The organism is Mesorhizobium sp. WSM4830, assembly GCF_055811495.1.
Map to the genome: position 1 here is coordinate 342659 of NZ_JBVVQI010000003.1, position 23732 is coordinate 366390.

A 23732-nucleotide genomic window follows, 5' to 3' on the forward strand; every position below is an offset into this window, starting at 1 on the left:
ATTTGCTACCAAATTCAAGAACTTACTCTTACGGCGTGATCCGCGCCAGGTGCTCGAGATCGGTCTCTTCGCGCAGCGGGTCGGGCGCGATCACTACCGACGTGGCGTTGTCGGCATCGTCGGCGAAGCGCGAAAACACCGTGCGGCCGCCTTCCATTCGCGCCTTGCCTTCGGCGACCAGGCCCAGCGCCAGCGGATAGAGCTGGTGCTCGGCCTTGAGCACGCGTGCGGCCAGCGTGTCCTCATTGTCGCCGACCATCACCGGTACCGCGGCCTGGGCGATGATCGGCCCATCATCCATATCGAGCGTGACGAAATGCACCGTGCAGCCATGGATGCGCATGCCTGCGCGGATGGCCCGCGCATGCGTATCCAGCCCCTTGAAGGCAGGCAGCAGGGCAGGGTGGATATTGATCATGCGGCCCAGCCACTTCTCGACGAAGCGCGCGCCGAGGATGCGCATATAGCCTGCCAGCGCGACGATCTCGGCGCCGAACGACAAGAGGGCCGCATCGATCGCCTCGTCATGCGCTTGCTTGCTGGCATGGTCGGAGCGCGAAATCACCCTGGTGGCGATGCCGCGCGCCGCGGCGATGCCGAGGCCGGCGGCATTGGGGCGGTCGGAGATGACGCCGACGATCTCGGCCGGATAGGCCGGGTTGCTCGCCGCCGCAATCAGCGCCGTCATGTTGGAGCCGCGCCCAGAGATCAGTACGACCGTCCGTTTCCTGCTCATAGGCCGATCGAGCCCCGATAGATGACGCCGGCATCGCGGCGCGGTACGATCTGGCCGATCGGCGTGACCGTCTCGCCGGCCTCCTGCAGCACGGCGGCGACCTGCGCCGCCTGGCCGGAGGCGACGACCAGGATCATGCCGATGCCGCAATTGAAGGTGCGCATCATCTCTTCCGGCGCGACGCCGCCGGTCTTGGCCAGCCACGAAAACACCGGCGGCACCTCGATGGCGCCGAGATCGAGCTCGGCCGAAAAATCCTTGGGCAGAACACGCGGGATGTTTTCGGGAAAGCCGCCGCCGGTGATATGGGCCAGCGCCTTGATGCCATGCGTGTTGCGGATCGCCTTGAGGATCGATTTGACGTAGATGCGGGTCGGCTCGAGCAGCGCTTCGGCCAGCGTCGCCTCGTCATTGAACGGCGCTGGATCGCCCCAGCCAAGGCCGCTTACCGCGACGATGCGGCGGACCAGCGAAAAGCCGTTCGAATGCAGGCCCGACGAGGCGAGGCCGAGCAGCACATCGCCTTCGACGATGTCGTCGGTCGGCAACAGCTGGCCGCGTTCGGCGGCACCGACGGCAAAGCCGGCAAGGTCGTAATCCTTGTCGTGGTACATGCCGGGCATTTCAGCGGTCTCGCCGCCGATCAGCGCGCAACCGGCCTGCCGGCAGCCTTCGGCGATGCCGCCGATGATCGAAGCGCCCTGGTCGGGATCGAGCTTGCCGGTGGCGAAATAGTCGAGGAAGAACAGCGGCTCGGCGCCTTGGACGACGATGTCGTTGACGCACATGGCGACGAGGTCGATGCCGATCGTATCGTGCTTGCCGGCGTCTATGGCGATCTTCAGCTTGGTGCCGACGCCGTCATTGGCGGCGACCAGTACCGGATCGGTGAAGCCGGCCGCCTTGAGATCGAACAGGCCGCCGAAGCCGCCGATCTCGCCATCGGCGCCCGGCCGGCGCGTCGCGCGCACCAGCGGCTTGATCTTCTCGACCATGAGATTGCCGGCGTCGATGTCGACGCCCGCTTCGGCATAGGTGAGCCCGTTCTTGCGCTTGCTCATTTCCGGCGCCTGCTCATCTGTTGCGCTTGCCTGTCGCTGGTTTCATTCGCTTGCGGGCTCTTCGCATGAACGGTTTTGCCCCGCAAGGCAAGCGCGTGATGATGGTGTTTCAGTTGGATAACGGCAGAACCGGGCGCGATACACTCCAACAGTAAAAAGAAATCCCTGCCAGCATTGCGGCGAGGCCACCGACGGTGGCAAGAGACCTGATCTCCCCGTCGAAGGGCAGGGTCCCGTACGAGAAGCCGGCGGCGATCAAAGCCGCTGCGGCAGTCCACAGACCTGGATTTGCAGCGACCGACCTTGAGAAAACGAACGCGACGACAGCGGCGGTCAGCCAGAGGGGCCAAGAGACGACCACGCCCACGGCCAGATCAAGGGCGAAGGCCCACAGGAGATCTTGCGTCGCTATGTTGCGGTGCGGGGTTCCGAAAGATGCGAAAGCCAGCAGACTTTCCGTCAGTCCGGCCAGATAGCAAAGCGTGACTCGCCAAGCGATTGTGATTCTCTGCGCCATCATCGTTCGGGGAAAAATAAGCTATTGCTTCAGTGGTTCTTCGCATGGGCGGCAGCGTCTCGCAAGGACGGCAGCGGAATACCGGGCTCTACGTCTCTTCCAGGAAAGGCACGGCCGTTTCGTCCGTCCAGAGGCGACCGCCCTTGGGGAGGGTCTGCTGCTGTCCTGTAAACCGATCATCGTGCCCGCGTCCTCCCGGCGACTGGAAGAAGGCATATTGAACGTGTCTTGGGTTCCAACACGCCCCGGCTGGATGTCCCTCATTAACGTGCCGCCAGATCGAACCCCAACTGGGTTCCCAGATGTCAATAAACTTGAGAAATAGGCCGAGCAAAATCTTTGTATCCACCGGTTCGGCTCCAGCTAGGTAGCTAAACTCCAGCGACGCGTTGTTCTGGCTGTCTTCCGACAGATATTCGGAACAGGAACCACAACGGACTGATGTGGACGCCTCCGTGTTTGCCTGGCGCTGGTTCCACAGCGACACATTGTATCCCAGTTCAGGAACGGGCTGTCTCGGAGGCATGTCCGTCTTGTTCTTGCCCTTCAGCAGCCAGCGATGGAGAACCTCGCGCGACGAGGTGTTGACCGGCTCGGAGGCGATTGCTTTTTTGAGCGATCTGCCGAGCGGGGCCCACCTCGCGAACCTGTCGTCGGCTTCGTCCAAGGCCCGGAAATGCGCCTGGAGCTGCGGGACCAGCTCTTCGGCGTCCTTTCTCCTCGCCCCCCAGTAGACATAGATGTTGATCGACATGGCGTCCCTCGAACACACGGGAGACGTACCAGCTTTCTTGACTGGCGTCGCCAAAGGAGAGCGCGCGCTTCGGGGCTCCCTTCCATTTGGTTAGTTCAACGCCGGCTATCCTTCACGCCCCCTCTGCGTTGATCGCAAATTGCGCAGCGAAAGCCCGGATATAAGCCGGCCGAGCTTCCCCGCGCGCTACATAGGCAGCCAAGTTTTGATATTCGTCCAAAATGCCTGACATTCTTAGTCGCAGCAGCACAGATACCATCAATAAATCGCCCGCGCTGAACGTATCATCGAGCCAGTCGGCGACGCCTAAGTGGGCCGAGAGTTTGTCCAGCCGAGCGCGAACACGGTCCTTTACCAACGGCAAGCGCTCCTCGCTCCAAGGCTTGTCACGTTCGAATATTCTTGCCGTCGTTAATTCGAGGATCGGCGGCTCGACGGTGTTAAGTGCGGCAAACATCCACGTGATCGCACGCGCGCGGGCATTGCGATCCTTCGGCAGCAGGCCCGCATGCTGCTCAGCAAGATGGAAGACGATCGAGCCGGTCTCGAACAGCGAGAGAGAACCTTCCTCATAGGTAGGGATCTGGCCGAAGGGATGGATGGCGAGATGGTCAGGCGCCTTCATGTCCGCGAAAGAGACAAGACGAACCTCATAAGGTTGCCCCACTTCTTCGAGCGCCCAGCGAACGCGCGTATCGCGCGCCAGTCCCTTGCCGCCATCGGGCGATCGTTCAAATGCTGTGATAGTGATTGTCATCGCGTCCATTTCCTTGCCTGGGCGAATGTCTTCGGCTTCCTATCATGAGACGAATGAGCTTCCCGGAAATCGACATCGGTCTTGAGCTATTCCATTGCCTGGGCCGCTTCCGATCAAAGGTTAGTGGGGAGATTGGCAGCTTGCTGTATCGCTTCTCACTTGCCGTAACCCTCCATCTCCATCATGTATCGACAAACAAGAGCGACGGGATATGCGTTTGACCATCCCCAACATGATCACGATCATGCGCTTCGTGCTGGTGCCGGCCGTGGTGCTGGCCATGCTGCAGGAACGCTGGGACTGGGCGTTTGCCGGCTTCCTCATTGCCGGCATTTCCGACGGGGTCGACGGCTTCATCGCCCGCCATTTCAATCAGTTTTCCAGGCTCGGCGCCTATCTCGATCCGATGGCCGACAAGCTGCTGCTGGTCTCGGTTTTCGTCGTCCTGGGCTTCAGCGGCGAACTGCCGCTGTGGCTGGTCGTTACCATGGTGTCGCGCGATGCGCTGATCGTCTGCGCCGTGCTTCTATCCACCGTCATGGCGCATCCCGTTGAGATGAAGCCGCTCCTGGTGTCGAAGGCCAACACCGCGATCCAGATCGTGCTGGCGGCAGTGGTGTTGGGCGAACTCGCCTTCGACATCCGTCTCGATCCGCTGAGGCCAGCCCTCATATTGCTGTCCGGGGTCTTGACCGTGGCTTCGGCCGCGGCCTATCTCGTGGCTTGGCTGAGGCATATGAGCGGCTATGGCGAAGGCTCCACACCCGGTGCCTGAACGCGGGGCACCTGAACACGGGGCACCTGAACACCGGGCACCTGACGAACGGTCCATCGACGCCGAGGCCGAAGCCGCGGCGGCGGAGGCTTCGGCATCGGCGTCGTTTCGCCGGCAGATCCGCTTCTGGCTGGTCAGCGCCATCATCCTTGCCGTCTTCCTCTATGTCTTCAGCGGCATCCTTCTGCCCTTCGTCGCCGGCATGGTGCTCGCCTATTTCCTCGATCCTGTCGCCGACCGGCTGGAGCGGCTCGGCCTGTCCAGGCTGATGGCGACGGTGGTCATCCTCATCGCCTTCATCGTCGTCCTGGTGCTGGCCGTCGTCATCCTGGTTCCGGTGCTCGCCTCGCAGATGGCTGATTTCGCCAGCAAGCTGCCGGACTATCTGACCCGGCTGCAGGGCCTGATCACCAGCTTCGACCCGAAATGGCTGGAAGAAAAATTCGGCGTCGACGCCAATGGGCTGCGCGAGGGCCTGAACTCGCTGCTGACCTCCGGCTTCGGCCTCCTGACCACCGTCTTCACCTCGATCTGGAGCTCCGGCGTGGCGCTGGTCTCGGTCGTCAGCCTGTTCGTGGTGACGCCGGTCGTCGCCTTCTACATGCTGCTCGACTGGGACCGCATGGTGACAATCGTCGACAGCTGGGTGCCGCGCGACTACGTCAAGACCGTCAGGACGATCGCCAGGGACATCAACACTGCGACCGCCGGCTTCGTGCGCGGCCAGGGCACGCTGTGCCTGGTGCTCGGCGCCATGTATGCCACCGGCCTGACGCTGACCGGACTGAATTTCGGCATCCTCATCGGCCTGTTCGCCGGGTTGATCTCCTTCATCCCCTATGTCGGCTCGCTGACCGGCCTGGTGCTGGCCGTCGGCGTCGCCTTCGTCCAGTTCTGGCCGGACTGGACCATGATCGCGGCGGTGGCCGGCGTGTTCTTCGTCGGCCAGTTCATCGAGGGCAACATCCTGCAGCCCAGGCTGGTCGGCAAAAGCGTCGGCCTGCATCCGGTGTGGCTGATGTTTGCGCTGTTTGCCTTCGGCGCGCTGTTCGGCTTCGTCGGCCTGCTGATTGCCGTGCCGGCTTCCGCCGCCGTTGCCGTTCTGGTGCGTTTCGCCATCGCGCGCTACCTCGAATCGCCGCTCTACAAGGGCCATTCGGACGAGCCGGTGCCGCCGCTGCAGGTGCGGCGCCGCGGGGGCGCGCGCGGTTGAGCCATATGCCGGACAAGATCGATCCGCCGCGTCAATTGCCGCTCGATCTAGGCCACGGCACCGGCTATTCGCGCGACGAACTCGTGGTCTCCAGCACCAACAGCCAGGCGGCGGCGCTTGTCGACCGCTGGCCGGACTGGCCCTCGCCGGTCGTCGTGCTGGCCGGGCCGGCCGGCTCGGGGAAAACCCACCTGGCCTCGATCTGGCGGACCCGCGCTGGCGCGGTGAAAGTGGAGGCCGGCCGCATCGGCGACTGCATCGAAACCCTCGGCGCGCGCCCGGCCCTGATCGACGACGTCGATGCCGGCCCGCTCGACGAGCATGGCCTGTTCCACCTGATCAACGCGGTGCGCGGCGCCGGCTCGAGCTTGCTGTTGACGGCGCGGCGCTTCCCGTCCGCCTGGGGCGTCAGGCTGCCCGACCTGGCGTCGCGGCTCAAGGCCGCCGCTACCATCGAGATCCACGAACCCGACGATCTTCTGCTGGCCGGGGTCATCACAAAGCTGTTCGCCGACCGCCAGGTCGAGGTCGAGCCGCATGTCGTGCAATATCTGGTGCGCCGCATCGAGCGCTCGCTGGCCACTGCCATGCGGGTGGTCGAACGGCTCGACCGTACCGCGCTCGAGCGCAAGACGCCGATCACGCGGGCGCTCGCCGCCGAGACCGTCAGCGCCATGGACGAAGGGCAGGGCGAGTTCGAGATTTAGAGGATACAAAATGATGTCTGAATTCAGTGCATACGACATCATTGATCCGTTTCTAATGTCGTGGGCAAATCGGCACGGAATACGGGTCGCCACTAAATATCGCGACGACGATGTCCGTTCTATCTGGGTTTACGACAAGAATGGCAATCGTCGTGCTCAGTTGTGGCTCGATTTGCCTGACGCCAACGGCAATGTAACCATTGTGGCGTCGGTGCTGGATCCTAAAAGCGCTACACTATGGGGTGCCAGAGAGGAACGCCACGCATCTCCCGAAATGCTGCAAGCCGCCCTTGAAGAACTACGGCCAATGGTTTTTGGCTGGGCCGGGGAAGGTGCATATACCTAGTTCTTACCTCGGCCGGTGTCTCATTTCGGGAAACAACCTGGCATCCGTCTTGCAGCAAGGAGCTTGCCGGCTAATCCCGGTCCTGATTGCGTATCAAATCAGGTAGTAGGCTCGCCGGGAGATGGGTGGTTGGGGTTCTCGCCCGGCGAGCTTGCCGTCAGATGCTTTGCGCATTACGACATGGACCCAGGGGGCTGGAGGAGAGACCGATGCAGGTGTCGGTTACAAAGGCCCGAGCACAGCTTCACGAGTTAGTGCGCCGTGCCGAGACAGGTGACGAAATCATCCTGACCCGGCATGGTCATGCGGCCGTGCGTCTCGTTCCGGTCAAGGTGGTGCCGGACAGAACACGCCGCCGGGCATTGCTTCAGGCGATGCGCGCAGCCGGCGCCGCAAAGGCGAAGGCTGGGCCATCTGCGGCGCGAAGCCAGGACTTTCTCTACGCCGACGACGGCCTATCGCAGCAATCGCGCTAAAAACGGCTAATCACCTCAGCTCTCTCCGCCCGCAAGCGCCGCTCGTTCCGTGCCGAAGCGCTTGCGGTAATCGCCGGGCACCAGCCCGGTTATCCTGGCGAATACTTTGCGGAAAGAGCCGGGATCGTCATAACCGACCTCCCAGGCGATCTGGTCGATCGATCGCATCGTCGTTTCCAGCATTCCCCGCGCCTTGCCGACCCGCAGGTGCTGGCTGTATTCGGTCGGCTTGAGGCCGGTGGCGTTGCGGAACCTGCGTAGGAAAGTCCGCTCCTCCAGCCCGGCATGCTCGGCCATGGCGCCGAGCGTCACGTCACGCGCGCCGTTCGCCTGCAGCCAGTGCTGCACCTTGAGGATCGCTTCGTCGCCATGGGTCAGCCGTGGCGCGAACGGGCTGTAAAAACGTTGCTCGCGGCCGGGCGGGTCGACCAGCATGAAACGCGCCGTGTCCATCATGACGGTTGACCCGAGCACCCTGTTCACCAGCTTCAGGCCGAGGTCGGTCCAGGCCATGTAGCCGCCGGCGGTGATGATGTCGCCATCGTCGATGACCAGCCTGTCGGGGTCGAGCAGGATGTCGGGAAAGCGTAGCGCCAGCGCGTCGCGATAGGCCCAGTGCGTTGTCGCCGCACGGCCGGACAACAGGCCGGTCTCGGCAAGCACGAACGCGCCGGCGCAGACCGAACCGAGCGTCGCGCCTGCCGTGTGGCGGTCCCTGAGCCAGCCGGCATAGGGCGCGGCCGCTTCCCGAGCGATCGGATCTCCCAAGGTCGGCGGGAGGACAACCATGGCTGGTTCATTGTCAGGGCCGGGGTCGCTGTCGAAGGTGCGGATTACGGTATGGCCCGCGTCCAATTGCCAATGGCTGACGCGAAGCCTCGCCGCTTCCGGCGGCGGCTCGACAGCCAGCCGGTTTGCCAGCATGAAAAGATCGGTCAGGCCGAGCACGGCTGCTTCCTGCACGCCGGGATACAAGACAAGGCCGATTTCGATCAGATTACGCGCAGCCGTCATTTGTCAGTTTTGCCACCTTGAATGTCCGTTTTGCCAATACTCACCCGGACCGCACTGTTATAATTTGTCCAGCTGAAGGGGCTAAAAGCTTCCCTGTTACCCCCGATTCTTCCACCATGGAGTAGAACGATGAGCACATTCACCACCCATGACGGCACCGAGATTTTCTACAAGGATTGGGGCAAGGGCCAGCCGATCGTGTTCCATCACGGCTGGCCGCTAAGCTCAGACGATTGGGACAACCAGATGCTGTTCTTCCTCGAAAAGGGCTATCGCGTCATCGCACACGACCGCCGCGGCCACGGCCGCTCGTCGCAGACCGCGACCGGCAACGAGATGGACACCTACGCCGCCGATGTCGCGGCGCTGGCGGCGCATCTCGATCTCAGGGACGCGATCCACATCGGCCACTCGACCGGTGGCGGCGAGGTGGCGCGTTACGTCGCGCTATATGGCGGCGGCGGTCGTGTTGCCAAGGCGGTGCTGATCGGCGCCGTGCCGCCGATTATGGTCAAGACCGAAAGCAACCCCGGCGGCTTGCCGATCGAAGTCTTCGACGGCTTTCGCGCGGCTCTGGCCGCTAACCGCGCCGAGTTCTACAGGGATGTGCCGGCCGGCCCGTTCTACGGCTTCAACCGCGAGGGCGCCAAGGTCTCGCAAGGCGCGGTCGACAATTGGTGGCGCCAGGGCATGATGGGCGGAGCCAAGGCCCATTACGACTGCATCAAGGCATTCTCGGAGACCGATTTCACCGACGACCTCAAAAAGATCGAGGTACCCGTCCTGATCATGCATGGCGACGACGACCAGATCGTGCCGATCGCCGATTCCGCGCTGCTTGCGGCCAAGCTGGTGAAGCACGGCACGCTCAAGGTCTACAAGGGCCTGCCGCATGGCATGTGCACTACCCATCCGGAGATCATCAATCCGGATCTGCTGGCCTTCATCCAGGGCTGACGGCTTGCATATCGGACGGGCAGCGCGAGCTCGTGCTGTCCGTCCGTCGCTTAAGCATGACCGGCGACGGAGACACGCTCGAGCGTGATCCGCTTGCGCTGCCGACAAGATTTGCTTGATGAATGGTCGGAGTGGAGAGATTCGAACTCCCGACCCTCTGGTCCCAAACCAGATGCGCTACCAGGCTGCGCTACACTCCGAACGGTCTGTTGCCTAGTGATTTCAGCCCACCAAAGCAAGCGTAAAAAGCCATCGGCCTTGCTGCCGGCGGCATTGCGCAGTAATGACGGGCTAGTGCATGGCCAGAGAACAGTAATCTGGTCTCGGGGTCGTGTGCTTGCAACCAGCAATGAGGTGGTCATGTCAGCCCGCATTTTCAGCCCAGCCAAAACCGCGATGCAGTCCGGCAAGGCCAAGACCGGCTATTGGGTGCTGGAATTCGATCCGGAGCAGCGCAAGAAGATCGATCCGCTGATGGGCTACACCACGTCCGGCGACATGCGAAGCCAGATCAGGCTGACCTTCGACACAAGAGAAGAGGCGGTCGCCTATGCCGAGAAGGAAGGGCTGGCTTTCCGCGTCGAGGAGCCGAAGGAAATCAAGCGCCGCCAGATTTCCTATGCGGAGAATTTCCGCTATGACCGCAGGACGCCCTGGACGCACTAATCCCATACCGGCCCCGCCGGCACAATCCGCCGGTCATGCGGCCGGCCAGCGGTCCCGTAGCTCAGCTGGATAGAGCACCGGCCTTCTAAGCCGATGGTCACAGGTTCGAATCCTGTCGGGATCGCCAATATTTTCAGGGTCCGTTCCGGACAGGTTCACTCGCCAGTCGCACAGGATTTCCGACACATGACAGCGATGGGCGCGGCGGCGATCCTGGTCCTGACCTATGCCGGCGTCGCCATCGGCAGGATACCGGGGCTGCGCCTCGACCGGGCAGGCATCGCGCTGCTCGGCGGTGCGGCGATGATCGCCATCGGCGCCCTCGACATGGAAGACGCCTACCGCGCCATCAGCTTCGACACCATCACGCTTCTGCTCGGCATGATGATCGTCGTGGCGCACCTGAAAGTGTCCGGCGCCTTTCGCGCGCTCGGCGGGTTCGCCATCGAGCATGCGCATGCGCCGTTCATGCTGCTGGTGATGGTGACGCTGTTGACCGGCGTCCTGTCGGCATTCCTCGTCAACGACGCCATCTGCCTGGTCATGGCGCCGATCGTCGTCCATGTCACCCGCGTCATCAACCGCAACCCGGTTCCCTACCTGATCGCCACGGCGACCGCATCCAATTGCGGCAGTGTCGCCACCATCACCGGCAATCCGCAGAACATGGTCATCGGCGCCCTGTCGGGGATTTCCTATCCGGCCTTCTCGGCGGCGCTTGCGCCGGTCGCGGCGTTCGGCCTCGTCGCCGTCATCGTCATCATCCGCATCGTCTACCGCGCCGAATTTTCACGCAAGGCCGAGCTCAGCCCCGAAGTCTATCGCGGCCGCATGCTGCCTGGGCAGGTGCTGAAGGCGGTGGTCGTCTGTATCGGTTTGGCGATCGCCTTCTTTGCCGGCGTTCCAGTCGCCAAGGCAGCGCTGATCGGCGGCGCGATTCTGCTGCTGACCCGCGCCATCAAGCCTGAGCGCATCTATCGCGAGATCGATGGACCGCTGCTGTTCATGTTCGCCGGGCTTTTCATCGTCGTCGCCGGTGCCGAGAAGACATTGCTGACGCCCGACATCATCGCTTCGGCAAAGAACCTCGGGCTGAATGATGTCTGGCGGCTGTCCGGTTTCACCGCGGTGCTGTCCAACATCATGAGCAATGTCCCGGCCGTGCTGGCGCTGAAGCCGTTCGTGCCCGGACTGGAAGATCCCGAGCGGGCCTGGCTGGTCGTCGCCATGAGCTCGACGCTGGCCGGCAATTTCACGCTGCTCGGCTCGGTCGCCAATCTGATCGTTGCCGAGCACGCGCGGGTCTCCGGCAAACCGCTGGGCTTCATCGCCTTCTTCAAGGTCGGCCTGCCGTTGACGCTGGTCACGCTTCTTGTAGGGACTGCATGGCTGGCGGCCTAAAAGCGCGTCGCATTCGACCGGCCGCATGCGACGCGCTGTAGGCTCTTGTTGTATGCATGTCGTTATCGCAAAACCGCTGCACACTTTTGCGCGACATGCAGTAGCCAGTCAGGGCGACGTCACCGTGAGGTGGCCTTTCATATTGGGATGGAAGCGGCAGAAATAATCGACCGATTCCGCCTTCTTCATCGTCAGGCTCGCCGCCTTCTTCGGCGGGATCATCACTTCCCAGCCGCCGTTGACGGTTGCAGTGTGGGCGAACACGTCCTTGTTCACCCACTTGATCGTGTCGCCGACCTTAGCCTCGATCTTTGCCGGCGAAAACACAAGCTTTTCGATCGTCACCTCGATGGTTTCGGCCTTGGCCGGCGCGGCACCCACTGCCAGTGCCAGCGCAATCCACAGATGCCGCCTCGACATCATCGGCGCAATCCTCACTTCAACATGCCGGCGACGTGTTCGGCGTGCTGTTCGTGGCCCTGGAATATTTTCAGGCCGGTTTCCAGCAGGCTCTTCAGCTCGGCATTGCTGGCGGATGGGATCAGCAGCGTTTCGAGCGCGCCATTGACCTGTTTGTGGTAGGCTACTTCGCTGGCGACATAGGCCTTGTCGAACGCCGCGCCCTTGAGCTTGGCAAGCTTGGCACGTTCCTCGGCCGCCGCATTGGTCAGCGCTTTGCTGGTCGGATTGTCCTCAGGCGTGACCTTGAGCTTCTTGACCAGGTCGAGAGCCTGTTTGTTGACCGCCTCGTGATCTCGCACCATGTCCTTGGCGAAATCCACGACCTCTTTGTTCTTCGATTTCTTCAGCGCCTGCTTGGCGGCTTCGACGTCAAGCACGCCCGCCGTGTAGGCGATATGTGCGATCTGCGGATCGGTCGGCTTTTCGGCAGCTTGCGACAAGGGCGCTGCGCTAAGCAGGAAAACTGCGGCCAGTGCCGCGGTCGGTCGAATAAACATGATGCTCTCCTTCACCCCGATGCGGAACTGCATCGGGCTTCGTTTTCAGTGATGCTCATTGGATGCAGGTCGCCGCCAAACGTTCCCGCGAAAATCGGCACGGCCTATCCGGAAAGACCAAGCCGCTGCATCACGGCATTGGTCAGCCGTTCGCAGCGCCGGCCGGCGAACGGAAAGGCGTCGAGCAGCACCGGGCCGATCTGGTCGTCCAGCGCCTTGCGCACCAGCGCACGGGCGCGGTGCAGCCGGGTCTTGATGGTTTCTGGTCGCACGCCAAGCAGTTCGGCGGTCTCCTCGATGCTCAATCCCTCGATGACGCGCGCCACGAACACCATCCGGTAGACATCGGGGAGACTGTCGGTTGCCCGTTCGACAAGCTCAAGGATCTGCCGTTGCGCCATCGTACGCTCCGGATCGTCGCTCGGGTTGAGGGGAAACCGGATGATTTCGGCTTGCGGGTTTTCCGGCATTGCTACCATTCGCCGCCTTTTGCGCAAGCGGCCGAGCGCTTCGTTGATGACGATACGCGACAGCCATGTGGCGAGCGAGGCATCGCCGCGAAAGGACTCGAGATGGGCAAAGGCGCTGACATAGGTCTCCTGGACGATGTCCTCGGCCTCGCTGTCGTTACGCACGACCCCGCGGGCGAGGCGGTAGAGCCTTTGGTTGTGCGTCTTGATGATGGTACGGAATGCATCGCCATCACGTGCCAGCGCGCGGCCGACAAGCTGCATGTCGCCGGAAGCGGCGGGCGTCGCCGTCAACGCAGCAGGCATGGCCGATCTCCTGATAGGCTTCTCATCGCGACATTGGATGCATCGGCCGACAAAAGGTTCCCGACCGATCCCGCCGGCCAGCCTCAATCCGTGTCAAGGACTGGCAGAGGCTATTCTACCGCCTTCACCGCACCGCCGCCTCTATTTTGTAGACACCGTTTTCATCGGCCGATCGGTCGCCATGACATCGCTCAGGATCGCAATTTTTTCCAGGCTGTTACGCCGATTTTCTGACTCAGTCTGGAAAGGTGCTGGCTCAGGCGTCTGCAGCCGCCGCCAGCCCGCGCGCCAGGTCGGCCTTCAAATCCTCGACATCCTCGAGCCCGATCTGCAGGCGCACCAGCGGCCCGTCATACGGGCCTTTGGCGACGGTACGGTCGCCCAGGAATACCGGCACGGCAAGGCTCTCATAGCCGCCCCAGGAATAGCCGAGGCCGAAAAACTTCAACGCGTCGAGGAAGGCGTGCTGCTGCTTCTGTCCGCCGCCCGCAAGAACGATCGAGAAGATGCCGCTCGATCCGCAAAAATCGCGCTTCCACATGGCGTGGTCGGGATGACTGGGCAGCCCCGGATGCAGCACCTGCGCTACGCCCGGCTGACCCTCCAGCCAGCCGGCGAGGGCAAGCGCGCTCTTTTGATGGCGCTCCAGCCGCACACCCATCGTGCGCAGGCCGCGCAGCACCTGGTAGACGTCGTCAGGCCCGGCGCAGCAGCCCATTGTGTTGAACGTCTCGAAAAGCTGCTTCCAGCAGCCTGCGTTGGCCGACACCGTGCCGAGCAGCACGTCGGAATGGCCGGCCGGGTATTTCGTCGCCGCGTGGATCGAGATGTCGACGCCATGGTCGAGGGGGCGAAAGTAGAGCGGCGTCGCCCAGGTATTGTCCATCATGACGATGGCGCCGGCGGCATGCGCGGCCTTGGTGATGGCCGGTATGTCCTGCACCTCGAAGGTGTTGGAGGCCGGCGATTCGGTGAACACCACCTTGGTGTTGGGCTTGATCAGCGCCGCGATGCCGGCGCCGATGCGCGGCTCGTAATACTCGACCTCGATGCCCAGCCGCTTCAGCATCGTGTCGGCGAGGTTACGGGTCGGATGATAGATGGAATCGACGATCAGCAGATGATCGCCGGCCGACAGGAAGGCGAGCAGCGGCAGCATCACCGCCGCCAGGCCGGACGGTACCGCGACCGTGCCTGCCGAACCTTCCAGCGCATCGATCGCGCTGTTCAGCGCATCGGTGGTCGGTGTGCCGCGCGTGCCGTAGGTGTACCTCTGGCTGCGTGAAGCCATCGCCGCCGCATTGGGATAGAGCACGGTCGAGGCATGCACCACCGGCGGATTGACGAAGCCGAAATAGTCATGCGGGTTGTTGCCGGAATGAGCGAGCCGCGTGTTGATGCCCATCTCGCTGCCGTCTTTTGCCATTGCTTTTCGTCCCATGGGTTGGTCGTTAGCCATAGTGCGGCGGCATGGGCCGCGCAACCGCAGCGCACTCGCCAGGCCAAGCTCTTGAATATGCCAATTCAGCAATGCGCCGTAGTTCTTCTGGACGGCTGCCAGCTGTGCTTGGCAAGTCACGGTCGGACTTTGCCGGCTTTATTGGCGCGCTGACCAATTTGCGAGCGCGTTTGTCTGCAATTTCAGGCATTTCAGGCGGTTGGTTTTCAAAGTCTTTCGGATTCGGTCATTTCCCTTGACCTCACAGGAATAATCGCCTTCGATGTTGTTCGTGAATGGGAGGCAGCGCGTCGGTTACGATGCGGGATTCCGGTAATGGGCCGGGATACATAGCTGCGTTCACACGGGAAAAGTCAGGTTCGCCTGGAAAAAACAGAAAAGGGTCTGTGGGTCATGAAACACATTGCAATCGGCGTTTTGGGCGCCGCCGCGTTTGGATTCGCGGCTTCGGCGGCTTCGGCGGCCACGCTCGACGATGTCAAGGCGAAGGGCTTCATCCAATGCGGCGTCTCGACCGGTCTGGCCGGCTTCTCGGCGCCGGACGACAAGGGTGAGTGGCAAGGCCTCGACGCGGACTTCTGTCGCGCTGTGGCGGCCGCCGTGTTCGGCGATGGCACCAAGGTGAAGTTTACGCCGCTCAGCGCCAAGGAGCGGTTTACCGCTCTGCAGTCGGGCGAGATCGACATCCTGTCGCGCAACACCACCTGGACCATCAATCGCGACACCGCACTCGGCCTGAACTTCATCGGCACGACTTATTATGACGGCCAGGGCTTCATGATCAACGCCAAGAAGCTTCCGGGCGTGAACTCGGCGCTGCAGCTTTCGGGCGCGGCGGTCTGCGTGCAGAGCGGCACCACGACCGAGCTCAACCTTGCCGACTATTTCAAGTCGAACAAGATGGAGTACAACCCCGTCGTCTTCGAAAAGCTGGAAGAGGTCAACGCCGCCTATGACGCCGGCCGCTGCGACGTCTACACCACCGACCAGTCGGGCCTCTATGGCATCCGCCTGACGCTGGGTGCGCCGGCCGACCATGTCGTGCTGCCCGAGATCATCTCCAAGGAACCGCTTGGGCCGGCCGTGCGCCAAGGCGACGACCAGTGGTACCACATCGTCAAGTGGACGTATTTCGCGTTGCTCGACGCCGAGGAACTCGGCATCACCAAGGCCAATGTCGACGAGATGAAGAACTCGGACAGTCCCGAGATCAAGCGCGTGCTCGGCCAGGAAGCCGATACCAAGATCGGCACCGATCTCGGCGTCTCTAACGACTGGGTTGTCAACATCGTCAAGGCCGTCGGCAATTACGGCGAGATGTTCGAGCGCAATGTCGGCTCGGGCAGCCCGCTGAAGATCGCCCGCGGCATCAACGCGCTGTGGACCAAGGGTGGCCTGCAATACGCTCCGCCGATCCGCTGATCGACAATGGATCCGGAAGGCAGATCGTCTGCCTTCCGGTCTCTCTTTCCAGGGGACTGTCGAATGGCATCGCAGGAAGTTCTTCGCGAGGAGCCAAGCCGCGGTTCCCTCATCAATGATCCTCGCGTCCGCGGTATATTCTTTCAGGCACTGGTCCTTGTCCTGCTGGTAGGCGGGGTCTGGTGGGTTACCCACAATGTCATCGTCAATCTGACGCGCTTGCACATCGCTTCCGGCTTCGGCTTCCTCAAGGGCCGCGCCGGTTTCGATATCAGCGAAAGCGCCATCGCCTATTCGTCGGATTCGACCTATTTCCGAGCCATCCTGGTTGGCTTTATCAACACCGTGATCGTTGCCGTCGTCGGCATCATCACCGCCACCATCATAGGTTTCATCGTCGGCATCGGCCGGCTTTCGCGCAACTGGTTGATCAGGAAAATCTGCACCGTCTATGTCGAGGTGTTTCGCAACATCCCGCCGCTGCTGGTCATCTTCTTCTGGTATTCCGGCGTGCTTGCGGTGCTGCCGCCGCCGCGCGAGAGCATCAATTTGCCATTCGGCTCCTTTCTCAACCAGCGCGGCTTCTATTTTCCGCGCGCTATTTGGGGCGACGGCTCCTGGCTGATCCTGGTCGCTCTGCTCCTCGGCATCGCTATGGCCTGGTTCGTTGCCCGCAAGGCGCGACAGCGGCAGATGGCGACGGGTCAGCCATTCCCGGTGCTCTGGACATCCATAGCGTTGATCGTCGGCTTGCCGCTGCTGGCCTACGCGTTGAGCGGCTTTCCGTTGAGCTTCGAATTCCCGAAACAATCGACCTTCAACCTGGTCGGCGGCTTTCAGGTCAGGCCGGAGTTCCTGTCACTTTATCTGGCGTTGTCCTGCTATACGGCCGCCTTCATCGCCGAGATTGTGCGCGCCGGCATCAGGGGCGTCAGCACGGGCCAGACCGAGGCGGCCGCGGCACTCGGGCTGCGCTCGGGATCGATCCTCAGGCTTGTCGTCGTGCCGCAGGCGATGCGCATCGTTATTCCGCCGCTGACCAGCCAGTATCTCAACCTGACCAAGAACTCTTCGCTCGCCATCGCCATCGGCTATCCGGACCTGACGGCGACCGCTGGCACTGTCTTGAACCAGACCGGGCAGGCGGTCGAAGGCGTGGTGATCATGATGGCTGTCTATCTCGCGCTCAGCCTGATCACGTCGGCGATCATGAATGTCGTCAATGCCAGGATGGCGCTGGTGGAGAGGTAGGGCCATGCAGGAACACGACATGTCCTGGGTGCGGACGGAGATGGTGCTGGCGCAGCCGGCGCCGTCGAGCGAGCGTGGCCTCACCGCCTGGATCCGCAAGAACCTGATTGCCACCACGGGCGACACCATCCTCACCATCGTCGGCATCGCGCTGGTCGCTATGATCCTGCCGCAAATCATCAATTGGGCCTTCATCAACGCCCAGTGGATCGGACCGGACCGCTCGGTCTGCGCCACCGTGGCGCAGGGCGGCATCCAGCCGGACGGCTGGACCGGGGCCTGCTGGGCATTCGTCAACGCCAAGTTCGGCCAGTTCATGTTCGGCACCTATCCCATCGAGGAGCGTTGGCGGCCGATCCTGGTAGCCATCCTGTTCGTGGCACTGCTGGTGCCGCTGCTCGTCCCGAAGGTGCCGCGCAAAGGGCTGAACGCCATTCTTCTTTTCCTGGTGCTGCCGGTCGTCGCCTTCGTTCTGCTGGTCGGCGACATATTCGGCCTGCCGCATGTCGAGACCTCCAGGTGGGGCGGGCTGCTGGTGACGCTCAGCCTGTCTTTCGTCGGCATTGCCGTGTCGTTGCCGATCGGCATCGTGCTGGCGCTCGGCCGGCGCTCGAACATGCCGATCGTCAAGCTGCTGTGCGTGGTCTTTATCGAGACGGTACGCGGCATTCCGCTGATCACGGTGCTGTTCTTTGCCAGCGTGATGCTGCCGCTGTTCCTGCCGGCCGGCGTCAGCTTCGACAAGTTCCTGCGCGCGCTGATCGGCGTGTCGCTGTTTGCCGCCGCCTACATGGCCGAAGTGGTGCGCGGCGGCCTGCAGGCGATCCCCAAAGGCCAGTATGAGGGCGCCGATTCGCTCGGCCTCAGCTACTGGCAGAAGATGGGTCTGGTCGTCATGCCGCAGGCGCTGAAGCTGGTCATTCCCGGCATCGTCAACACCTTCATCGGCATGTTCAAGGACACCAGCCTGGTCATCGTCATCTCGATGTTCGACCTCCTCGGCATCGTCAAGCAGAACTTCTCCGACGCCAATTGGGCGACGCCGCAGACGGCCAGATCCGGCCTAGTGTTCGCGGCCTTCATCTTCTGGCTGTTCTGTTTCGGCATGTCGCGCTATTCAATGTACACGGAACGCCGTCTCGACACCGGCCACAAACGCTAAAAAGGGGACCTTGTCATGGCTATAGAAAACGCCGTCAGCGCGGAAGAGATCAAGGTCAATGCCGCCAAGATGCACATTTCGACCACCGATGTCGCCATCGACATCATTGCCATGCACAAATGGTACGGCGAATTCCATGTGCTGAAGGACATCAATCTAAGGGTGATGCGCGGCGAGCGGATCGTCATCTGCGGCCCGTCGGGCTCCGGCAAATCGACGATGATCCGCTGCATCAACCGGCTGGAGGAACACCAGAAGGGCAAGATCATAGTCGACGGCAAGGAACTGACCAACGATCTGAAGAAGATCGACGAGGTGCGCCGCGAGGTCGGCATGGTGTTCCAGCACTTCAACCTGTTCCCGCATCTGACCATTCTGGAAAATTGCACGCTGGCGCCGATCTGGGTGCGTAAGATGCCGCGGAAGCAGGCCGAGGAAATCGCCATGCATTTCCTCAAGCGCGTCAAGATCCCGGAACAGGCCAACAAATATCCCGGCCAGCTTTCCGGCGGCCAGCAACAGCGCGTGGCGATCGCCCGCTCGCTGTGCATGAACCCGCGCATCATGCTTTTCGACGAGCCGACCTCGGCTCTCGATCCGGAAATGATCAAGGAAGTGCTGGAGACGATGGTCGGGCTGGCCGAGGAAGGCATGACCATGCTCTGCGTCACCCACGAAATGGGCTTTGCGCGCAAAGTCGCTAACCGGGTGATCTTCATGGATCAGGGTCAGATCGTCGAGCAGAACACGCCGGCCGAGTTCTTCGACCACCCGCGCCATGAGCGCACGAAGCTGTTCCTGTCGCAGATCCTGCACTGATCCTGTACGCCGGTTCGGGACAAGACCGGCGGACCGGGCTCTCTGTCTTGCTTGGCTCCGCGCGTATTCGACGAGTGGTGATGCTCGGGGGATCTGCTCGATGGCGAGCATCGGGAACTATCTTAGCACCCACAATCCTCCTGCGACGATCACCGCATATCGTGCAGCCTTGCCTAATGCGACAAGCATCACGAATACGCCGAGATGGATGCGGGCCGCGCCTGCCACGACGGTGAAGGCGTCCCCGACGACCGGCAGCCAGGCGAACAGGAGCAAGCACGCGCCAAAGCGGCGAAAGGTCCGGCTCGCCCGCTCGTATCGTTCACGAGTGACGGGAAACCATCGCCTGGACTGGAGCGTGTCGATGCCACGCCCCAGCATCCAGTTCACCACCGAGCCGAGCGTGTTGCCGATCGTGGCGATCGCACAAAGCAGCACCGGATCGCCACGGCCGCTGGCGATCAAGCTGGCGAGCACAACTTCCGACGAGAACGGCAAGATCGTTGCGGCGAGGAATGCGCTGGTGAACAGGACGCCATAGATTGCCAGTGCAGCCACGTCGAACGACCGACTAGGCCTGCACGTCGACGACGCCCATCATGCCGAGCTGCTCGTGCTCCAGGATGTGGCAATGATACATCCTCCGCCCGGGGCGATCCTGGCGCAGCAAAAGCCGCACCGTTTCGCCGCGTGCCACGTTGACCGTGTCCTTCCAGGCGAGATAGGCCGGTTTCGAGACCTGCCCACCACGTTCGTGCTCGACCACCTGGAACTGCGTCCCGTGCACATGGAACGGATGGTCCATGTCGGCATTGTTGACGATTTCCCAGAGCTCGACCTGTCCTGTTTTCGACACCACGTCGATGCGGCCCATGTCGAACGCCGCGCCGTTGATCAGGAAGCCCATCTGCATATCCGTCGCGCTCATCGTCATCGTTTCGGTGAACACGAAACGCCGGCTGACAGCAGGAGTGCCAAGTTGCGCAATTGGTCGAAGCCTTTCCGGCAGCGGAGGAAACGCCTCTGCAGGCGTGTCCGAAAAATTGACCGTAAGCAATGTCAGACCTGCATCGGCGGGGCGGCCTGCGCCCATCCAGCCGCGATCGTAGTCGAGCGTGTTCAGGGTGACGGGGCCGGGCTTCTCAAACGAGGCGATCAGTTCAAGGCGTTCCGCCGGGCTGAGCAGGACATCCTTGGCTGCCACCGGCGCCTCCAGCAGACCGCCATCGGTGCCGATGATCGTCATGGGTGCGCCGTCGAAGGAGAGCCGCAAAAAGCGCGCGTTGGTCGCGTTGTAGAACCGAAATCGCCGCTTTGTTCCAAACGGGACCGATAGCGCGGGATTTTTCTGTCCGTTGACCAGCACGTGATCGCCGACGCGCCCGTTCATCAAATCGACCATGGTGTTGTCCGGCATGGTGCCGTCGGCGGCAAGGCGAAGGTCTGTGAACACCAGCACAGTGTCGCCATACTCGGCCGGGATCGGGTCCGCCTTCGGCTTGACCACGAACGCGCCGGCAAGTCCGCGATAGACCTGCTCGGCCGTCTTGCCGTGCGGATGCGGATGATACCAGTACGACCCCGCGCTTCCTTCGGGCAGTTCGAAGCTGTAGGTGCGCTCCGTGCCCGTCGCAACGGGATCCATCGGATTGCCATCCTGGTCAGCCGGAACCGGCATGCCATGCCAATGGATGGTGCTGGTCTCTTCAGGAATTCGGTTCGTGAACGCAATTTCGACACGGTCGCCTTCAGTCACCTCGATCAATGGCCCCGGGCTCATGCCGTTGTACCCAAGGATTGGCGTGTCGAGTCCTTCTGCAAAGCGAACCATGGCGGGTTCAGCCGTGAGGTTCGCTCTGAACAGGCGGGGTGTATCGGCTTCATTGCCTAGCAGCTGCAACTCGCGCAACGCCTGGCCCTCAGGCAGCATGGCTGCGCTTTTTGGCGCCGCGCCCATGTCGTGGCCCGCGTGCCCCATATCCATGCCGGGCATCTCGTCCATCTTCATCTGGGCGATGGCGCGCGGACTAGCGAGAACCGTGGCAGCGCCTGCCGCCAGAAAACTGCGTCGATTCATGTGTTGTCTCCGAGATTAAGGTCACGCGCGTCGGCACGCGGTATAACTCAGGTGGCACGCTCCGTAGCCAGATTGGCGCCTTTTCAAGGGGGCGACGGCATTCATGGGTTTGCAGCTCCAACTGGGTGGCTGCCACTCGATAAAGGTTCCCATAACGGGAAGGTCAAGGGGCAAATTTCGAATGCTGCTTCGGCACGGCAGCGATGATTTGAGCTGGCTCAAAAGCCCTTGACCTTCCCGTGATGGGAAGCCTCATAACAACCCCACTGGAGGAAAGCTGCAAAGATAAGACTGAAAGTTCCGGAATGGGCTGCGGGCAGGCGTCATCAGGTCAGTCGGTTACAACGAAAAAATAGGCCGCCCGTGCGGCGAAAGGCCAGCACGGATCATAAGCGCGCCAGCCGCGTTTGTTGCCATTAGGAGTTGTATAACAAGCCGCGTGGGCACGTGCGGCGGCAGGTCAAGGGCTCATCCTGATGCTTATCCAACCGATCGATTATTTCCTCGTCGTCTGGTTCGCGCTGGCGCTGGCTTCGACGCTTTATGTCGGCTTCGACCAATATCGCAACAATCCCGAGCCGGTGGTGATGAAATGGGGCTTCATCCTGGTCACCCTCTATATGGGTCCGCTCGGCTTGCTGCTTTACGTGCTCGCCGACAAGGAGCCACGGCCGGGCGAGCATGAGGTGTTCACTCGGCCGCTCTGGAAGCAGGGCGTCGGCTCCACCATCCACTGCGTCGCCGGCGATGCCACCGGCATCATTCTTGCCGCCGCCGTCACGGCGGCGCTCGGCCTGCCGATGTGGATCGACCTGATCGTCGAATATCTCGCCGGCTTTGCCTTCGGCCTGTTCATCTTCCAGTCGCTGTTCATGAAATCGATGATGGGCGGCACCTATTGGGAGAACGTGCGCAAGAGCTTCCTGCCCGAATTCATCTCGATGAACTTCATGATGGCCGGCATGGCGCCGGTCATGAGCTTCCTGATGATGGGCCGCGACATGCGCGCGATGGAACCGACGGAGCTTTTGTTCTGGGGCGTGATGTCGATTGGCGTCATCGCCGGTTTTGCGCTTGCCTATCCGGCCAATGTCTGGCTGGTCGCCCGCGGCTTGAAGCATGGGCTGATGACGCAGCGCGCGCAGGCAGCCGGCATCGATGGTCGGGAGCAGCCTGCAACGAGGCAGCATGCGCAGATGCAAATGCAGCAGGCCGATGCCAGTGGCCATCGCGGACAGCGCCACAATATGGCTTCCCACAAAGGCAAAGGCGGCGGCCATCACATGGAGACGGATGCCACGACGCCGCAGGTCGCTGCCCTGGGTGCCGTCTCCCTGCTGGCGCTCGCCATCGGCATGGTCGCACCTGCGAACTGGCTGAACCTGACGCTGTCGGCACGCGACGTCGGCGGGGTGATCATGCCGCAAGGCATGATCATGGATCGCGACACGCCGGCCGATACGATGCGCGACATGGCCGCTACCGATCCACGCCTCGTGGCCGCCTCTTATGGCCTGACGGCAAGGGGCGACCAGGAACTGCCGTTCCGGATGGAGAACGGCATCAAGGTGTTCGAGCTCAGGCCTTCAGTGGTCCGCTGGCAGATCCTGCCGGACGTTGCGGTCGACGCCTATGCCTATAATGGCCAGATTCCCGGCCCGCGAATTCACATTCGCCAGGGCGATCGGGTCAGGATCAACGTCACCAACGGCCTGCCTGAGGAAACGACAGTGCATTGGCATGGCTTGATCTTGCCGAACCAGATGGATGGACCGGCCGAAATCACGCAGGCGCCGATCGAGCCCGGCCAATCCTATTCATACGAATTCACCGCAACCCAGCACGGAACCTATTTCTACCACCCCCATGCCAAGCCGGACCGGACCCAGGCGCTCGGCCTCTACGGTGCGCTGATCATCGATCCCGCCAATCCCGCCGACGAGGTCGCGGCCGACCATGATTACGTCATCGAGCTTCAGGAATGGCTGGTGCGGGAAGGGCTGACCTACCCGTCGATGCCGATGGACGGCGGCATGCCGAATTTCTTCACCATCAACGGCAAGGCCTATCCCTCGACCGAGACGATCCCGATGAAGGTCGGCGAGACGCTCAAGGTGCGGTTCATCGGCACCAACAACGGCTTCATCCATCCGATGCATATCCATGGCGGACCGTTCGAGGTCGTTGCCCGCGACGGCGAGACGATTCCTGCGTCGGGTCGTTTCCTTGCTGATACGATCAACGTCGGGCCGGGTCAGCGCTACGACGTGATCTGGAAGGCGCAGCGTCCGGGCAAATGGCTGATCCATTGCCACATCCCGCATCACACCACGAACAACAATGTCGAGGAGAAGGGCGGCGGCGGGCTGATGGTCGTGATCGATGTGACATGACCGGCGTCGACTGGGCTCGTTCCAACTGCTGCAC

General features: G+C 62.2%; 25 protein-coding genes and 2 tRNA genes. 14 read left to right on the forward strand and 13 right to left on the reverse strand.

The annotated features are described in order from the left end of the window. Positions 1–28: 28 nt before the first annotated feature. From purN to AC0L2Y_RS06595, 5 genes are all read right to left on the reverse strand, one after another. Positions 29–736: a phosphoribosylglycinamide formyltransferase gene (purN, locus tag AC0L2Y_RS06575; RefSeq protein ID WP_352492627.1), complete on the reverse strand. Its 708-nt coding sequence runs from the start codon at positions 734–736 to the stop codon at positions 29–31. Further along, positions 733–1797 carry a phosphoribosylformylglycinamidine cyclo-ligase gene (gene purM, locus AC0L2Y_RS06580; protein ID WP_473554709.1) on the reverse strand — a complete coding sequence of 355 codons (1065 nt, stop codon included), beginning with the start codon at positions 1795–1797 and terminating at the stop codon, positions 733–735. The genes purN and purM overlap by 4 nt, the downstream gene beginning before the upstream one ends. A gap of 109 nt (positions 1798–1906) precedes the next feature. Then, entirely contained in the window at positions 1907–2314 is a 408-nt protein-coding gene (locus AC0L2Y_RS06585; RefSeq protein WP_473554710.1) for a hypothetical protein, read from the reverse strand. An 88-nt stretch (positions 2315–2402) separates the two neighbouring features. Beyond that, a complete protein-coding gene (locus tag AC0L2Y_RS06590) occupies positions 2403–3068 on the reverse strand; it encodes an Imm52 family immunity protein (RefSeq protein ID WP_473554713.1) in 666 nt (221 codons plus the stop codon). 112 nt (positions 3069–3180) lie between these two features. Then, positions 3181–3825 (reverse strand): glutathione S-transferase family protein, encoded by a 645-nt coding sequence (locus tag AC0L2Y_RS06595; protein WP_473554715.1) that lies wholly within the window; start codon positions 3823–3825, stop codon positions 3181–3183. A gap of 217 nt (positions 3826–4042) precedes the next feature. On the opposite strand from AC0L2Y_RS06595, the gene AC0L2Y_RS06600 reads away from it, so the two are divergent. From AC0L2Y_RS06600 to AC0L2Y_RS06620, 5 genes are all read left to right on the forward strand, one after another. Next, positions 4043–4600: a CDP-alcohol phosphatidyltransferase family protein gene (locus AC0L2Y_RS06600; protein ID WP_473554823.1), complete on the forward strand. Its 558-nt coding sequence runs from the start codon at positions 4043–4045 to the stop codon at positions 4598–4600. Beyond that, complete coding sequence (locus AC0L2Y_RS06605; RefSeq protein WP_473554717.1) at positions 4572–5813, forward strand: AI-2E family transporter; 1242 nt, start codon at positions 4572–4574, stop codon at positions 5811–5813. Before AC0L2Y_RS06600 ends, AC0L2Y_RS06605 begins: the two co-directional genes overlap by 29 nt. Positions 5814–5818: 5 nt before the next feature. Further along, entirely contained in the window at positions 5819–6520 is a 702-nt protein-coding gene (gene hdaA / locus AC0L2Y_RS06610; RefSeq protein ID WP_473554719.1) for a DnaA regulatory inactivator HdaA, read from the forward strand. A 10-nt stretch (positions 6521–6530) separates the two neighbouring features. Next, positions 6531–6866 carry a hypothetical protein gene (locus AC0L2Y_RS06615; protein ID WP_473554721.1) on the forward strand — a complete coding sequence of 112 codons (336 nt, stop codon included), beginning with the start codon at positions 6531–6533 and terminating at the stop codon, positions 6864–6866. A 209-nt stretch (positions 6867–7075) separates the two neighbouring features. Continuing rightward, the gene (locus AC0L2Y_RS06620) at positions 7076–7342 is read left to right on the forward strand and encodes a type II toxin-antitoxin system Phd/YefM family antitoxin (protein ID WP_473554723.1); all 267 of its coding nucleotides are present in this window, start codon (positions 7076–7078) and stop codon (positions 7340–7342) included. Between the two features lie 15 nt (positions 7343–7357). Here the strand turns inward: AC0L2Y_RS06620 and AC0L2Y_RS06625 are convergent, their stop codons facing one another. Further along, positions 7358–8356, reverse strand: coding sequence for a GlxA family transcriptional regulator (locus AC0L2Y_RS06625; protein WP_473554725.1), 999 nt, complete (start codon positions 8354–8356; stop codon positions 7358–7360). A 129-nt stretch (positions 8357–8485) separates the two neighbouring features. Here AC0L2Y_RS06625 and AC0L2Y_RS06630 point away from each other — a divergent pair, with 129 nt between their 5' ends. Next, positions 8486–9313: an alpha/beta fold hydrolase gene (locus AC0L2Y_RS06630; RefSeq protein WP_473554726.1), complete on the forward strand. Its 828-nt coding sequence runs from the start codon at positions 8486–8488 to the stop codon at positions 9311–9313. Positions 9314–9436: 123 nt separating this feature from the next. Here the strand turns inward: AC0L2Y_RS06630 and AC0L2Y_RS06635 are convergent. After that, positions 9437–9513, reverse strand: a tRNA-Pro gene (locus AC0L2Y_RS06635). A 160-nt stretch (positions 9514–9673) separates the two neighbouring features. Here AC0L2Y_RS06635 and AC0L2Y_RS06640 point away from each other — a divergent pair. From AC0L2Y_RS06640 to AC0L2Y_RS06650, 3 genes are all read left to right on the forward strand, one after another. Then, a complete protein-coding gene (locus AC0L2Y_RS06640) occupies positions 9674–9979 on the forward strand; it encodes an ETC complex I subunit (protein ID WP_023677641.1) in 306 nt (101 codons plus the stop codon). Positions 9980–10029: 50 nt separating this feature from the next. After that, a tRNA-Arg gene (locus AC0L2Y_RS06645) sits at positions 10030–10106 on the forward strand. A gap of 59 nt (positions 10107–10165) precedes the next feature. Continuing rightward, positions 10166–11380, forward strand: coding sequence for an anion transporter (locus AC0L2Y_RS06650; protein WP_473554727.1), 1215 nt, complete (start codon positions 10166–10168; stop codon positions 11378–11380). 108 nt (positions 11381–11488) lie between these two features. Here the strand turns inward: AC0L2Y_RS06650 and AC0L2Y_RS06655 are convergent, their stop codons facing one another. From AC0L2Y_RS06655 to AC0L2Y_RS06670, 4 genes are all read right to left on the reverse strand, one after another. After that, on the reverse strand, positions 11489–11800 hold the full coding sequence (locus tag AC0L2Y_RS06655) for a cupredoxin domain-containing protein (protein WP_473554825.1): 312 nt from the start codon (positions 11798–11800) through the stop codon (positions 11489–11491). A gap of 14 nt (positions 11801–11814) precedes the next feature. Further along, on the reverse strand, positions 11815–12339 hold the full coding sequence (locus tag AC0L2Y_RS06660; protein WP_473554730.1) for a DUF4142 domain-containing protein: 525 nt from the start codon (positions 12337–12339) through the stop codon (positions 11815–11817). A 104-nt stretch (positions 12340–12443) separates the two neighbouring features. Beyond that, positions 12444–13115 carry an RNA polymerase sigma factor gene (locus AC0L2Y_RS06665; RefSeq protein ID WP_473554733.1) on the reverse strand — a complete coding sequence of 224 codons (672 nt, stop codon included), beginning with the start codon at positions 13113–13115 and terminating at the stop codon, positions 12444–12446. 256 nt (positions 13116–13371) lie between these two features. Then, positions 13372–14541, reverse strand: coding sequence for a cystathionine beta-lyase (locus AC0L2Y_RS06670; RefSeq protein ID WP_473554735.1), 1170 nt, complete (start codon positions 14539–14541; stop codon positions 13372–13374). A gap of 426 nt (positions 14542–14967) precedes the next feature. Here AC0L2Y_RS06670 and AC0L2Y_RS06675 point away from each other — a divergent pair, with 426 nt between their 5' ends. The 4 genes from AC0L2Y_RS06675 to AC0L2Y_RS06690 all read left to right on the forward strand — a co-directional run bounded on the left by AC0L2Y_RS06675 (position 14968) and on the right by AC0L2Y_RS06690 (position 19228). Continuing rightward, positions 14968–15996 carry an amino acid ABC transporter substrate-binding protein gene (locus AC0L2Y_RS06675; RefSeq protein ID WP_352492611.1) on the forward strand — a complete coding sequence of 343 codons (1029 nt, stop codon included), beginning with the start codon at positions 14968–14970 and terminating at the stop codon, positions 15994–15996. 63 nt (positions 15997–16059) lie between these two features. After that, on the forward strand, positions 16060–17247 hold the full coding sequence (locus tag AC0L2Y_RS06680) for an amino acid ABC transporter permease (protein WP_473554737.1): 1188 nt from the start codon (positions 16060–16062) through the stop codon (positions 17245–17247). Between the two features lie 4 nt (positions 17248–17251). Continuing rightward, entirely contained in the window at positions 17252–18409 is a 1158-nt protein-coding gene (locus tag AC0L2Y_RS06685) for an amino acid ABC transporter permease (protein ID WP_473554740.1), read from the forward strand. Positions 18410–18478: 69 nt separating this feature from the next. Further along, the gene (locus AC0L2Y_RS06690) at positions 18479–19228 is read left to right on the forward strand and encodes an amino acid ABC transporter ATP-binding protein (RefSeq protein ID WP_473554827.1); all 750 of its coding nucleotides are present in this window, start codon (positions 18479–18481) and stop codon (positions 19226–19228) included. A 117-nt stretch (positions 19229–19345) separates the two neighbouring features. On the opposite strand, the gene AC0L2Y_RS06695 is transcribed toward AC0L2Y_RS06690, so the two are convergent. Both AC0L2Y_RS06695 and AC0L2Y_RS06700 read right to left on the reverse strand, forming a co-directional pair. Then, positions 19346–19786 (reverse strand): YqaA family protein, encoded by a 441-nt coding sequence (locus tag AC0L2Y_RS06695; protein WP_473554742.1) that lies wholly within the window; start codon positions 19784–19786, stop codon positions 19346–19348. A gap of 13 nt (positions 19787–19799) precedes the next feature. Continuing rightward, positions 19800–21305, reverse strand: a complete 1506-nt coding sequence (locus AC0L2Y_RS06700; protein WP_473554745.1) for a multicopper oxidase family protein — start codon at positions 21303–21305, stop codon at positions 19800–19802. A gap of 476 nt (positions 21306–21781) precedes the next feature. On the opposite strand from AC0L2Y_RS06700, the gene AC0L2Y_RS06705 reads away from it, so the two are divergent. Continuing rightward, complete coding sequence (locus AC0L2Y_RS06705) at positions 21782–23698, forward strand: multicopper oxidase domain-containing protein (protein ID WP_473554746.1); 1917 nt, start codon at positions 21782–21784, stop codon at positions 23696–23698. Positions 23699–23732 lie beyond the last annotated feature (34 nt).